The organism is Sphaerisporangium viridialbum (assembly GCF_049674955.1).
GTDB classification, from domain to species: Bacteria; Actinomycetota; Actinomycetes; order Streptosporangiales; family Streptosporangiaceae; genus Sphaerisporangium; species Sphaerisporangium viridialbum.
Genome location: NZ_CP187232.1, coordinates 2,311,772 through 2,324,214, shown reverse-complemented (window position 1 = coordinate 2,324,214; position 12,443 = coordinate 2,311,772). Strand labels below are relative to the sequence as shown.

The window sequence follows — 12,443 nt, the reverse complement described above, 5'->3', positions numbered from 1 at the left end:
CGGGCAGGAGCGTCCCTGTGATCCCCCGGGTGCTCCTCGCCGATGACCACCCCGTCTACCGGGACGGCCTGCGGATGATGCTCGCCTCCACCGGGGACGTCGACGTGGTCGGCACCGCCGCCGACGGGGAGGAGGCGGTGGCCCTCGCCGCCGAGCTGCGCCCGCACGTCGTGGTGATGGACCTGCGGATGCCCCGGCTGGACGGCGTCAAGGCCACCGAGCGCATCGTCTCCGCGCGCCCGGAGACCGGGGTGCTCGTGCTCACGATGCACGAGGACGACGAGAGCGTCTTCGCCGCCATGCTGGCGGGCGCACGGGGGTACCTCCTCAAGGGCGCGGACCAGACGGAGATCCTGCGCGCCATCACGGCGGTCGCCAGCGGCGAGGTGATCTTCGGCCCGGCGCTCGCCGGTCGGGTGACGCGCTACTTCGCCAGGCTCGTCACCGCCCAGCCGCCGAGGGAGACGCCGTTCCCGCAGCTCACAGCGCGCGAGCGGGAGGTGCTCGACCTCATCGCCGCGGGGCTGTCGAACCAGCGGATCGCCGAGCGCCTGTCGCTGGCCCCGAAGACCGTGCGCAACAACGTGTCGAACGTCTTCGCCAAGCTCCAGGTCGCCGACCGCGCCCAGGCCATCGTCCAGGCCCGCGAGGCCGGCCTCGGCCACTGACACCTCGACGACGTCACGCGGATCCCGCGGTTCACGGCCACTACGGCTCGCTGCCCAGCGTCGCGAACTGCGATGCGGCCCTCGGTTACGAGAGGCCGGCGATGAGCATCACCGCGAGGACGGTCAGGGTGATGATCTTCACCCCTTCGAGTGCGATGTAGGCGTGGTGGGCCCGCGACCGGGGCGCCTCCTCGCCGGCCAGCACGCGGTCGGAGCGGCGGTTCAGCCGCGGCCGTACCACGGCGACCTGCACGGCCAGCAGCGCGACCACGGCCAGGGCCAAGGCGGTCAGCGCCGCTGACGCACCGCTTGTGGCCATCGCGGCGAGCACCACCGCCGCGAGCGCCATCTCGACACGGTTGAGGGCCCGGAAGACCAGCCGGCCGATGGACAGGCCGACTTGGAGGCTCACTCCGGGCGCGCGGAACTTCAGTGGCGCCTCCAGGCCGGAGATGGCGAGGACCATCCCCAGCCAAAGGAAACTCGTGGCCGCCGCAGCGGCCACGACGGTGTGGTTCATGCCCGCCCTTCATTTGGGTGCTGGTGGTTCGCGGCCCCGGAAGGGGCGGGCCGGTCGGTCGCCGGACCCAGGTGGGCGAGGCAGAGGTCCGGCCGGGCGAACGGCTCCAGTTGGGTGGCGGTCAGCGGTGCGCCCATCGCCTTCATGGCTCCTTGCATCAGGCCGAGATGGATCGGGCAGACGACCCGGGATCGCGTGTCGGTCAGCTCCAGAAAGGGGCAGTGGCGTAGTCCGATCCGGGTCGGCCGCTCGGCCGGCTGCGGTTCGGGCGCGAAGCCGAGTCCGTCGAGCAGTTCGACGAGCCGGCCGACCGCCTGCGTCTCGGTGACCTCCTGTACCGGTGGAGGGGACTGCGCCAGGAATGCCCCCCAGGTGCGTCCGGCGTCGATGGCCGCCTGAGCCGGGTCGGCGGCGGTGGCGGCGAGGTGCCCCGCGAGGATCTCCGCCAGCAGAAGGTAGTTTCGCGGGCCGCCGCGATCCATCCCGGGGCGCGGCACGTACACCACCGGTGGCCGGCCTGGCCCGGCGCGCTCGCCCGCGGTCCGTTCGACGGCCCCCGAGGCGAGGAGCGCGTCGAGATGGAAGCGCACCGTATTGGGATGGACGTCGAGCCGCTCGGCGATGTCGGCCACACTGAGCGGTGCCGGCGCCTCGCGGACCATCGCCAGGACGAGGTCACGGCGCGACGGCTCGTCGCCGGCGTCCCCGCGCGGGCCGCGGCGGGAGTTCGGGCCGGGATGACCGCCATCCCCGGCGCGGCGGAGGTCCGAGCCGGGATGCGGCGACGGCCCGGCGGACGGCTGGGGCCGTGGCCCCGGGGAACCCGTCATGACGTCTGGAAGGGAAGAGCGGTCACCAGCGGGGTGTCGGCGGGCACCAGCCCGAGCTTGGCCGCGCCCCCGGGTGAGCCCAGCGGTCCATCCAGGCCGGGAAGGGTCTCGGAGAAGAAGCGCTCGTTCTCGGCCTGGTAATTCTTCCACTCGTCGGGCAGGTCGTCCTCGTAGTAGATCGCTTCGACCGGACAGACCGGCTCGCACGCGCCGCAGTCGATGCACTCCTCCGGGTGGATGTAGAGCATCCGTTCTCCCTCGTAGATGCAGTCCACCGGGCACTCGTCCACACATGCGCGGTCCTTGACGTCCACGCATGGCAGACCGATCACATAAGTCATGCTCGCCAGCTTATCCAATTAATCCATGTGGTAATAGTAGTAACCTCGACCAGGTGAAGGAGTGACATGCCGGTTCAGGAGATCGATGTCCGCGAGGTACCGCGTCCCGAGCGACACCCGCGGATCTTCGCACTGTTCGCCGAGCTTGAGGCGGGCGAGTCGTTCGTGCTCATCAACAACCACGACCCGAAGCATCTGCGCGACGAGTTCGAGACCGACGAGGCGGGCGCGTACCGCTGGGAGTATCTGGAATCCGGGCCCCGCCTCTGGCGGATCCGCATCAGCAGGACCGCCGCGCCCACCCACCGCACCACAGATCCTCTGTGACGCGGCTGCGGAAGTTCTCTCTGGATGAGCTGGCCGGTCGCCTGCTCGACCGCGCGGCGGGCTCGGCCGGGGGTCACGCCGCCGAGGGGGTCGTCGGCGGGCGTGAGCGCGTGCTACGGCAGATACTGATCGGTATGGTCAAGGGTTCTGCGCTGCGGGAGCACGAGAGCCCTGGTGAGGCGACCGTCCATGTGCTCCGTGGACGGGTCGGCCTGGCCTCCGGAGAGACGTCGTGGGAAGGCCGGGCGGGCGACCTTCTGCTCGTGCCGGACGCCCGCCACAGCCTGGAGGCGTTCGAGGACTCAGCGATCCTGCTCACGGTCGTGAAACGGTCCTGACCCGTGGTGTTTCGAACTGTGGCGGATGGTGAGGCGGGGTTCGAGGAGGGTGGAGTCGGGGACGGCGACACCCTCCAGCTTGGCCATCAGCAGCCGCACCGCCTGGTAGCCGACGTCGGCGGCGGGGATCAGCACCGAGGTCAGCGGGGGACTGGCCCGTTCGGCCACGTCGTCGGGGCAGATCGCCACCACCGACACGTCCTCCGGCACCCGCCTGCCCAGCACCCGCAGCGCGCCGAGCACGTGGCCGACCGCCGCCTCGTTGTGCACCACCAGCCCGGACAGCCCGGGATGCCGCTCCAGCAGCGCCTTCACGGTCGCGCACACCTCGTCGAAGCTCTCCTCGCACGGCCAGGCGATCGTCGTCATGCCGTGCCCGCGACCGGCCTCGGCGAAGCCCTCCATGGTGCGCTCGGCGTACCCGGTGCCGCGCTCGTAGACGACGTTCGGGGCGCCGAGCAGCGCGATCTCCCGGTGGCCGAGCGAGGCGAGGTGGTCGGCGCAGACGGCGCCCGCCCGCGCGAAGTCCAGGTCCACGCAGGTGAGCCCCGAAGCGTCGGCGGGGAACCCGATCAGCACGCTCGGCTCCCCCAGCTCGCGCAGCAGCGGCACGCGCTGGTCGTGGATCTCCACGTCCATGAGCACGAGCCCGTCCACGAGCGCGCTCGCGGCCACGCGCCTGAGCCCGTCGGGGCCCTCGTCGGCGGTCATCAGCAGCACGTCGTGGTCGAACTGGCGTGCCGTGGTCACCACGGAGGTGGCGAACTGCATGAGGACGGGCAGGTGCATGCCCGCGCGCAGCGGCAGCACCAGCGCGATCACGTTGGACCGCTTGCTGGCCAGCGCCCTGGCCCCGGCGTTCGGGTGGTAGCCGAGCGCGCGGACGCTGCGCATCACGCGCTGGCTGGTCGTCGCCGAGATCGCCCGCTTGCCGCTCAGCACGTACGACACCGTGCTGACGGCGACCCCGGCGTGCTTGGCGACGTCGGCGATGGTGACCGTTCTCAACGAGCGCCCCCCGTGGCTCTCTGCGCGGACGCCGGCGTGAAGGCCAGCTCGCTCACCGTGACCCCCTCGTTCTCGAACACGACATAGAGATCATGCACCCCGGCGGCACCGGCGAGCGGGCATCCGACGCCGACGAGGTCGTACCTGTGCCTCGATGGTGCCACCGACACGGCGCCGACGACCTCCCCGAAGAGCGGATCGTCGAGCCGCAGCGTCAGGACGCCGCCCTCGGTGCTCGCGACCGTCAGCTCGCACGCGGCGGCGCCGCCGGCGAAGTCGACCTCCTTGAAGACGATCCACCCGCCCGGGTCGGTGCCCTGGACGGCGTCCCCGGACACCCGGGCGGCGTCGCGGAGCACGATTCCGTCGTACTCGTCGTTGTCCGCCGCGTCCAGAGGGCGGGCGTAGGGATCGCGTGGGGGGATGCGCTCGCCGTTCACCGTGAACCGCCCGCACAGCCTGATGTCCCGCGCGGAACTCCCCACCAGCACCTTGTGCGGCGCGTCCTCCACCACGAACCTGCCCCGGGTGACGTCCCAGAACGCCAGGTCCGCCACCTCGACGGCCATGGTCACCGTACGGCTCTCGCCGGGCGCGAGCCGCACCCGCTCGAAGCCCCTGAGTCGGCGCAGCGGCTGCTTGACGCGGGAACGCCGCTGGCAGGTGTAGAGCTGGACCACCTCGGTCCCCGGCCGGGACCCCGCGTTGGCGACCGTCACCTCTACCGTCAGCACGTCGCCCGGATCGACCTGGTTCGCCGACAGCCGCAGGCCGGAGTACGCGAACCGCGTGTAGCTCAGCCCGTGCCCGAACGGGTAGAGCGGGGTGCCCCGGTAGTACAGGTAGGTCGAGTCGGTGGCGATGATGTCGTAGTCGAACAGGTCGGGCAGCTCGCGGGCCGAGCGGTACCACGTCTGGGTCAGCCTGCCCCCGGGGTCCTCGTCGCCGAACAGCACGCCGGCGAGCGCGTGGCCGTACTCCTGCCCGCCGTGCGAGGACCACACGATCGCGGGCACGTTCTCCTCGGCCCAGGTCACCGCGAACGGGTAGCCGCTGCTGACGACCAGCACGGTGTCGGGGTTGGCCGCGTGGACGGCCTTGACCAGCGCCTCCTGGGCCGGCGGCAGCCCGAGGCCGGCCCGGTCCTCGGTCTCCCTGCCGTTGACGAGCGGGTGGTCCCCGACGACCACCACGGCCACGTCGGCGGTCGCGGCCAGCTCGGCGGCGGCCTGGGCGCCGCTCTCGACGAGCTCCAGGGTCAGGACGGCCGCCGCGTCCGGGTCGTCGGTCAGCCGCAGGGTGCCGTCCTGCGCCAGGCCTACATGGCGGCCGGTGGAGATGTGGCGGAGCGCCAGGGCGCCCCGGGGCCGCTCGTCCAGCCGGAAGGTCTGGCGTACCTCCCATCCGTTGGGACCGGGCTGGTCGTTGACGAGCAGGCCGTCGTCGCCGGCCGAGACGTACCTGCCGTTGGCGACCGCCCGCAGCGCGTACGCGCCGCCGCCCCAGTCGAACAGGTCGAACCAGGTGACCCGCGCCTCGCACGCGGGCCTGACCGCGAGAGGCGCGCCGCCGTCCTCCCCGGCCGCCACGTACCCGCCCGCGGCGTGCAGGGCCACCCGGTCGACGCCCTCGCGGAACTCGGTGACGCACCGCTCGGCGAGCCCGGCGCGGGCCGTCACCGCGTACGGAAGCGTCCCGCTGTACCAGTCCTCCATGAGGGTGTCGGCGAGCGGCCCGATGACCGCGATCCGCGCGGGCTCCCCCAGCGGCAGGATGCCGTCGTTCTTCAGCAGCACGATCGACCGCGTGGCGGCCCGCCGCGCCAGTGCCTGGTGCTCTGGGCGGTTCACCACCTCCTCGGTGATGTCGTCGTACGGCGTCGCGGGGTCGAACTCGCCGAGCCGGAACCGGATGGCCAGCGCGTGACGGACTGCGGTGTCGACGTCCCGCTCCTCCAGAAGGCCGAGGTCCAGCGCCTTCCTGATGTGGTTCAGGGTGTCGCCCGGCCGGTCGTCGTCCTGCGTGAAGCTGTCCAGCCCCGCCTTGATCGCCGCCGCGTACGCCTCCGGCGGGTCGTCGTAGTAGGCCTGCATGCCGGTCAGGTTCGCCGGGGCGTGAGCGTCGCTGACCACCAGCAGGTCGTCCTCCGTCCAGGTCCGGACGAGGTCGTTGATCAGCGGGCTCAGCGTCGCCGGGCGGCCGTTGACGAGGTTGTAGGAGGGCATCAGCGAGACGGCGGCGCCGGACTCTATCGCGGGGCGGAAGGCACTGAGCTCGTACTCGTGCAGCACCCGGGGCGGCAGGCCGCTGGAGGTGACGCACCGGTCGGCCTCGTTGTTGTACGCCAGGAAGTGCTTGAGCGTGGGCGCGGTCTTCATGGTCGGGAGGTCGCCGCGCAGTCCCCGGGAGTAGGCCGTGCCCATCACGCCGGTCAGCCAGGGGTCCTCGGAGTAGCCCTCCTCATTGCGTCCCCAGCGGGGGTCGCGCAGCGGGTTCACCACGGGCGCCCAGACGTTGAGCCCGGCACCGGCCGGGTCCTTGTGGTGGAACGCCACCACCTCGTCGCCCGTCGCCGAGCCTACGCTCCGCACCAGTTCGGGGTCCCAGGTGCTCGCGAGTCCGATCGCCTGCGGGAAGACGGTCGCGGGCCCGAGCCAGGCCGGGCCGTGCAGGGCCTCGGTGCCCGTGCGGAAGGCGCCCAGCCCGAGCCTCGGCACCGCCTCCTGGTACTGGTGCAGCAGGCCGATCTTCTCCTCCAGGGTGAGCCTGCCGAGGAGGTCGGCGATCCGGGCCGCGAGCGGCCGGCCGGGGTCGCGGAAGGCGGCTGGCACGGGTTCGTTCATCTGGGGGGACCATCCTTCGCTCACCGAGGGGCGTATCGAAGCGCTTCGATGCCGAACGTCTCTGGCGGTCGAAGCGCTTCGACGCCGCTGACGTGCGGAGGTCTATCGAAGCGCTTCGACGATGTATACGAAGATTTCAGCGGTGTTACATCGGGGTTCTCCTGAAGAGTGCCGGTTTGTCGCCCCGGGGTCAAGAGCCCACTTCTGCCGGCGAGGTCAGGCCTGCCGGCGGGGACAGTCCCATCGGCAAGCCCAGCCCTGCCGGCGAGGTCAGGTCTGCGCGGGCAGGCGGCCGGAGTCGATCGAGTCCAGGAGGCGGGCCGCCGCGCCCAGAGCCGCCGCGCCGTAGCCGAGGGTGGAGACGACCAGGCGCGTGCCGCCCGAGTCGGGCGCGAAGCTGCGGCGCGCGAGCTCCTCCCGCGCGGCGGGCAGCACCCAGGGCGCGAGCGCGACGTAGTAGCCGCCGAGGATCACGACCTCGGGGTTGAGCACGTTCGCGATGATCGCCACGCCCCTGCCCAGGTTGGCGCCGACAGTGGCGAGCGCGGCGAGGACCTCGGCGTCCTCGCTCCGCGCCAGCCGCACGACCTCGTCTATCTCGGGCTCCAGCTCGGCGGGGGTGGCGTCCGGCGCGGTGTGCTGGAGCACGGCGCCGAGGCCCGCGACGGCCTCCAGGCAGCCCCGGCGGCCACAGCGGCACTCGGGACCCGAGGGGTCGATCTGGATGTGGCCGATCTCCCCGGCGAACCCCTGGCCGCCCCGGCGAAGCCGTCCGTCCATGATGACTCCCGCGCCCACGCCGACCTCACCGGTGAGGTAGACGAGGTCGTCGGCTCCCCCGTGCGGGCCGAAGCGGTGCTCGGCGAGCACGGCGAGGTTGGCGTCGTTGTCGACCAGGACGGGGAAGCCCGGATCGCGCAGCGCCTTGGCCAGGTCGCCGGACAGGTCGACGTCGCGCCAGCCGAGGTTCGGGGCGATGCGCACCGAGCCGCCCACGTCGACCAGGCCAGGCACCGCGACGGTGAGGCCGAGCACCTGGCGGGCCTCCTTGCCCATGCGGTTGAGCACCCGCCGGGCGAGCGCGGCCACGGCGGCGACGGCCTGGTTGGGCGTCGCGGTCGCGCCCGCGAAGGAGCGCCGCCACGACAGCAGCTCGGTGCCCGAGAGGTCGACGGCCACGGCGGTCAGGTAGTCGACGTTCACCTCGATGCCGATCGCGGCGTACGGCGAGCCGTCGAGGACCAGCATGGTCGCGGGGCGGCCCACGCGGTTCTCGGTGAGACCGGTCTCGCGGAGCAGGCGGCGGTCGACGAGGTCGGCGACCAGGCTCGACACCGTGGCCTTGTTGAGCCCGGTGGACGCCGCGATGTCCGCCCGGGAACAGGGCGCGTTCTCCCGTACGAACCGCAGCACGACCGCGAGGTTGGCGGCCCTGACATCGGCGAAGTCCGCCGGTTGAGGGCCGGTGTGCGTATTGATCAAAATCAGCCCCGTTCCCGCTGAGCCCCGGTGGGCTCATCATGCCGCATCGTCGAGCAGGTGGTCATGCCTCGCCCCTGTGCTCCCTCGTCGCGCCGCGTCATCAATCTGTGACCGCCACCCGGCCGAACGCCGGCGGCCTTCCCTTGTGGCGTAGGTCACCCTCGGCTAATTTGTTTGGGCGGAAGACGAACTAACTCTACCTCGGAGCCCCCCTCTGCCAACACCCTTGAAAGCCGGCACTCCGCCGATTCGCACGATACGAAGGGAAACCGCCGTGACACCCCTCGCAGCCGACCTGACCTCTGCTGCTCGACACCATGACCGGAGCGCGCCGTGACGCCTCCCCCGGGCGCCCGCCCCAGCCGCCGGGGTTTCCTCGGCCTGGTCGGCCTCAGCGCCGCCGCGCTCGCGGGCGGTGGCGTGCTGACCGCCTGCTCGACCCCCGCCGGGCGCAGGCCCGGCAGCGGAGGCGCCACCGCCGCGATAGCGGACAAGCTGACCTCGCTCACCCCGTCCTACCTCCCCTTCCAGGGCGTCAAGCCGGACATTCCCGGAACCACCTCGACGCTGCACGGCGTGCCCGATGTAGGCGGTGGTTTCCTGAAATATCCGGCGAATCTCGCCGACGCGATCCCCGGGAAGGCCGGCAAGGGCGGCAGCTTCAAGGCGATGACCCCACTGTGGGGCCCACCCCCGCCCGGCCTCGCCGACAACGCCTACTTCCAGGCCTGCAACGCCGACATCGGCGCCACCGTCGAGTTCCAGATCGCCGACGGCAACACCTACGGGGAGAAGGCGACCGCCCGGCTCGCCGCGGGCGACGTCCCCGAGCTCATGGTCGTCCCCCAGTGGGAGATCGAGAAGATGGCCGACTTCAACCTGGCCGTCGACAAGGCCTTCGAGGACCTCACCCCCTACCTGCAGGGCGACAAGGTCAAGGCCTACCCGATGCTGGCCAACCTCCCCACCGCGGCGTGGACGTTCTCCGTCTTCAACGGCAGGCTGATGTCGGTGCCGTTCCCGACCGAGCCGTTCCCGTACGCGCTGCTGTACCGCAAGGACATCTTCGACGCGAACAGCGGCTGGGCCCTGCCGAAGACCGCCGACGAGCTGTACGAGCTGGGCAAGGCCATCACCGACCCGAAGGCCAAGCGCTGGGCGTTCGGCGACATCCACGAGATGGTGTGGCCCATCTTCAAGGTCCCGCAGGAGTGGCGGTACGAGGGCGGCAAGCTCGTCTTCAAGTACGAGACGCCCGAGTTCGAGCAGATGCTCGCGTTCATGCGGAAGCTGTTCGAGGAGAAGCTGATCCATCCGAGCGTCGTGAGCAGCAAGGGCACCAACGAGAAGGACCTCTTCGCCTCCGGGCAGATCATCTTCTACCGCGACGGCCTCGGCGCCTGGAAGGAGCTGCTCCAGCAGCACCGGGGGAAGAACCCGGACTTCGCCATCGGGGCCGTCCCGCTGTTCTCCAGCGACGGCAGCACGCCGATCATGTACCACAACAGTCCCGCGGGGATCTTCACGTTCATCAGGAAGGGCCTCGGCAAGGACAGGATCGAGGAGCTCCTCGGCATCCTCAACTGGTGCGCGGCCCCGTTCGGCACCAAGGAGTACGAGCTCGCGACCTACGGCGTGGAGGGCAAGCACTTCACCAGGGACGCGCAGGGCGTGCCGCAGTACACCGACCTCGGGCGCAAGGAGGCCCAGCCGTCGTACGTCTTCCTCGGCGGGCGGCCGATCGTCGCGGACTACGTCATGTTCCCCGACGCCGTCCAGGCCATCCTGGAGTGGCAGAACAGCAGCTTCAAGTACATCGAGAAGACGCCGCTCGACGGCATCCGCCACCAGCGGCCGTCCAGGATGTCCGGCCTGCAGATCCCGACCGAGGACAAGTTCACCGACATCATGCGCGGGCGCAGGCCGGTGAGCGACGTGAAGCAGATCGTCGCGGAGTGGAAGCGGGACGGCGGGGACGAGGCCCGCGACTTCTACATGAAGGTCCTGCGGGACAACGGCCGTGCGTAGGAACCGCGCGCACACGGGGTGGCCGGGGTGCTGAGAAGGGAAGCGAGGACCGGCCCGGCGGGTGACCTGACCTCACCCGCCGGGACCGGCACCCCCAACAATGTCCGTAAGGGGACCCCTAAGGCAAGCCGGAGCACCAGAAATACGGCCCCGACCGGGGCGATCACGGCCAGGAGGCCGTTCCTCGACCGCCTGAGACGCGACTGGCCGCTCCTGCTGATGACGCTGCCGGCGGCCGGCCTGCTGCTGGTGTTCCACTACGTGCCCCTGCTCGGCAACGTCATCGCCTTTCAGGACTACTCCCCCTATGTCGGCATCAGGGACAGCCCGTTCATCGGGTTCGGGAACTTCCAGTGGCTCCTGCAGGATCAGAGCTTCTGGGACGCGACTCTGAACACGCTGGGCATCACGACGTTCCAGCTCGTGTTCTACTTCCCCATCCCGATCGCCCTCGCGATCCTGCTGGACAGCGTCGTGCGGCCCCGGGTGCGGCTGTTCATCCAGGGCGTCGTATACATGCCGCACTTCTTCTCGTGGGTGCTGGTCGTGACGCTGTTCCAGCAGATGCTGGGCGGGGCGGGGCTGGTGTCGCAGATCCTGCGCGACCACGGCTACCAGGGCATCGACGTGATGACCGACCCCGACACCTTCATCCTGCTGCTCACCGGCGAGACGGTGTGGAAGGACGCGGGGTGGGGGACGATCATCTTCCTCGCCGCGCTGGCCGCGATCAACCAGAACCTGTACGAGGCGGCGGCCGTCGACGGCGCGGGCCGGTGGAGGCGCATGTGGCACATCACCCTGCCCGGCCTGCGCCCGGTCGTCGTCCTGCTGCTGATCCTGCGCCTGGGCGACGCGCTCAACGTGGGGTTCGAGCAGTTCTTCATCCAGCGGGACGCGGTCGGCAGGGAGGCGGCGGAGGTGCTCGACACCTTCGTCTACTGGCGCACGCTGACCACCGGGGAGTGGAGCTATGGCGCGGCGGCCGGGCTGGTCAAGGGCCTGGTGGGCCTGCTGCTCATCCTCGTCGCCAACAGGGTCGCCCACCGGTTCGGAGAGCAGGGGATCTACAAACGATCATGATGACGCACACTTCGCGGCCCATCTGGGACGAGCGGCCGAGCCTCGCCGGGCGGCTGGCCAAGGGGCTGGTCCTGACGCTCATCGTGGCGGCCGTCGTCTTCCCGATCTACATGGTCGTGCTCACCAGCCTGTCCACGCAGGACACCGTCACCAGGGCCGGCGGGCTGGTGTCCATCCCCGGCGAGCTCTCCCTCGGGGCCTACCAGGAGCTGTTCTCCGGCGGGGTGGTGACCCGCGCCGTCATGGTCAGCGTCGGCGTCACGACGGTCGGCACGGCCATCAGCCTGGTCACGACCGTGCTCGCCGCGTACGGGCTGTCGCGGCCAGGCTCGCTGTTCCACCGGCCGCTGCTGTTCATGATCCTGCTGACGTTCCTGTTCGGGCCCGGCATCATCCCGAACTACCTGCTGGTCAGCTCGCTCGGCCTGATCGACAGCTACTGGGCGCTGATCCTGCCCTCGGCCGTGACGGCGTTCAACCTCGTGGTCATGCGGGCCTTCTTCATGAACATCCCGCAGGAGGTGACCGACAGCGCGCGCGTCGACGGCGCCGGGGAGTTCCGCATCCTCGGGCGCATCGTGCTGCCCATGTCCAAGGGCGTCGTCGCGGTGATCGGCATGTTCTACGCCGTGGGCTACTGGAACTCGTTCTTCAACGCCGTGCTCTACCTGAACGACAACGCCAAGTGGCCGCTGCAGGTCGTGCTGCGCCAGTACGTGCTCCAGGGCCAGTCGCTCGTCGTCGGGCAGACCAGCGACACCATCGCGGGAGAGGCCCTGCCGCCGAGCCTGGCGATCCAGATGTCGATCGTCGTCCTCGCGCTGGTGCCCGTGCTGGTGGTCTACCCGTTCGTGCAGCGCCACTTCACCAAGGGAGTGATCATCGGCGCCGTCAAGGGCTGAGCCGCCGTGACGAGCCTCCGCCCGGCCTCCGGGCGGAGGCTCGTCACCAATGGATCACACGGCACGGACGTCG

At 70.7% G+C, this 12,443-nt stretch carries 12 protein-coding genes; 6 read left to right on the top strand and 6 right to left on the bottom strand.

The features are described 5' to 3' along the window. Positions 1–20: 20 nt before the first annotated feature. The gene (locus tag ACOZ38_RS10355; RefSeq protein ID WP_405151941.1) at positions 21–668 is read left to right on the top strand and encodes a response regulator; all 648 of its coding nucleotides are present in this window, start codon (positions 21–23) and stop codon (positions 666–668) included. A gap of 85 nt (positions 669–753) precedes the next feature. Here the strand turns inward: ACOZ38_RS10355 and ACOZ38_RS10350 are convergent, their stop codons facing one another. From ACOZ38_RS10350 to fdxA, 3 genes are read right to left on the bottom strand one after another with little or no spacing between them, the layout of a single operon-like run. Continuing rightward, a complete protein-coding gene (locus tag ACOZ38_RS10350) occupies positions 754–1,188 on the bottom strand; it encodes a hypothetical protein (RefSeq protein ID WP_424529944.1) in 435 nt (144 codons plus the stop codon). Continuing rightward, positions 1,185–2,018 (bottom strand): helix-turn-helix transcriptional regulator, encoded by an 834-nt coding sequence (locus tag ACOZ38_RS10345; RefSeq protein ID WP_424529943.1) that lies wholly within the window; start codon positions 2,016–2,018, stop codon positions 1,185–1,187. Before ACOZ38_RS10345 ends, ACOZ38_RS10350 begins: the two co-directional genes overlap by 4 nt. Next, positions 2,015–2,359, bottom strand: a complete 345-nt coding sequence (fdxA, locus tag ACOZ38_RS10340; protein ID WP_424529941.1) for a ferredoxin — start codon at positions 2,357–2,359, stop codon at positions 2,015–2,017. Before fdxA ends, ACOZ38_RS10345 begins: the two co-directional genes overlap by 4 nt. A gap of 66 nt (positions 2,360–2,425) precedes the next feature. On the opposite strand from fdxA, the gene ACOZ38_RS10335 reads away from it, so the two are divergent. Together ACOZ38_RS10335 and ACOZ38_RS10330 are read left to right on the top strand one after the other, a co-directional pair. Beyond that, positions 2,426–2,686, top strand: a complete 261-nt coding sequence (locus ACOZ38_RS10335; RefSeq protein ID WP_424529939.1) for a DUF2249 domain-containing protein — start codon at positions 2,426–2,428, stop codon at positions 2,684–2,686. Then, a complete protein-coding gene (locus tag ACOZ38_RS10330) occupies positions 2,683–3,024 on the top strand; it encodes a cupin domain-containing protein (protein WP_424529938.1) in 342 nt (113 codons plus the stop codon). Before ACOZ38_RS10335 ends, ACOZ38_RS10330 begins: the two co-directional genes overlap by 4 nt. Here the strand turns inward: ACOZ38_RS10330 and ACOZ38_RS10325 are convergent. The 3 genes from ACOZ38_RS10325 to ACOZ38_RS10315 all read right to left on the bottom strand — a co-directional run bounded on the left by ACOZ38_RS10325 (position 2,989) and on the right by ACOZ38_RS10315 (position 8,357). After that, entirely contained in the window at positions 2,989–4,032 is a 1,044-nt protein-coding gene (locus ACOZ38_RS10325) for a LacI family DNA-binding transcriptional regulator (protein WP_405145755.1), read from the bottom strand. The two genes, ACOZ38_RS10330 and ACOZ38_RS10325, sit on opposite strands and share 36 nt — an antisense overlap. Beyond that, a complete protein-coding gene (locus ACOZ38_RS10320) occupies positions 4,029–6,875 on the bottom strand; it encodes a glycoside hydrolase family 3 C-terminal domain-containing protein (RefSeq protein WP_424529936.1) in 2,847 nt (948 codons plus the stop codon). Before ACOZ38_RS10320 ends, ACOZ38_RS10325 begins: the two co-directional genes overlap by 4 nt. Before the next feature lie 270 nt (positions 6,876–7,145). Further along, the gene (locus ACOZ38_RS10315) at positions 7,146–8,357 is read right to left on the bottom strand and encodes an ROK family protein (RefSeq protein ID WP_424529934.1); all 1,212 of its coding nucleotides are present in this window, start codon (positions 8,355–8,357) and stop codon (positions 7,146–7,148) included. 333 nt (positions 8,358–8,690) lie between these two features. Between ACOZ38_RS10315 and ACOZ38_RS10310 the strand changes: the two genes are divergently transcribed. Genes ACOZ38_RS10310 through ACOZ38_RS10300 form a run of 3 tightly spaced genes read left to right on the top strand, consistent with a single transcriptional unit; the run spans position 8,691 to position 12,370 of the window. Then, on the top strand, positions 8,691–10,385 hold the full coding sequence (locus ACOZ38_RS10310; protein WP_424529932.1) for an extracellular solute-binding protein: 1,695 nt from the start codon (positions 8,691–8,693) through the stop codon (positions 10,383–10,385). A 27-nt stretch (positions 10,386–10,412) separates the two neighbouring features. After that, a complete protein-coding gene (locus ACOZ38_RS10305; RefSeq protein WP_424529930.1) occupies positions 10,413–11,468 on the top strand; it encodes an ABC transporter permease in 1,056 nt (351 codons plus the stop codon). After that, the gene (locus ACOZ38_RS10300) at positions 11,465–12,370 is read left to right on the top strand and encodes a carbohydrate ABC transporter permease (protein ID WP_405145745.1); all 906 of its coding nucleotides are present in this window, start codon (positions 11,465–11,467) and stop codon (positions 12,368–12,370) included. The genes ACOZ38_RS10305 and ACOZ38_RS10300 overlap by 4 nt, the downstream gene beginning before the upstream one ends. Positions 12,371–12,443 lie beyond the last annotated feature (73 nt).

Excerpts from the sequence above, each read along its gene's own strand:
- fdxA (WP_424529941.1), bottom strand. The coding sequence starts at position 2,359 with ATGACTTATGTGATCGGTCTGCCATGCGTGGACGTCAAGGACCGCGCA.
- ACOZ38_RS10345 (WP_424529943.1), bottom strand. The coding sequence starts at position 2,018 with ATGACGGGTTCCCCGGGGCCACGGCCCCAGCCGTCCGCCGGGCCGTCG.
- ACOZ38_RS10300 (WP_405145745.1), top strand. The coding sequence starts at position 11,465 with ATGATGACGCACACTTCGCGGCCCATCTGGGACGAGCGGCCGAGCCTC.
- ACOZ38_RS10320 (WP_424529936.1), bottom strand. The coding sequence starts at position 6,875 with ATGAACGAACCCGTGCCAGCCGCCTTCCGCGACCCCGGCCGGCCGCTC.
- ACOZ38_RS10350 (WP_424529944.1), bottom strand. The coding sequence starts at position 1,188 with ATGAACCACACCGTCGTGGCCGCTGCGGCGGCCACGAGTTTCCTTTGG.
- ACOZ38_RS10335 (WP_424529939.1), top strand. The coding sequence starts at position 2,426 with ATGCCGGTTCAGGAGATCGATGTCCGCGAGGTACCGCGTCCCGAGCGA.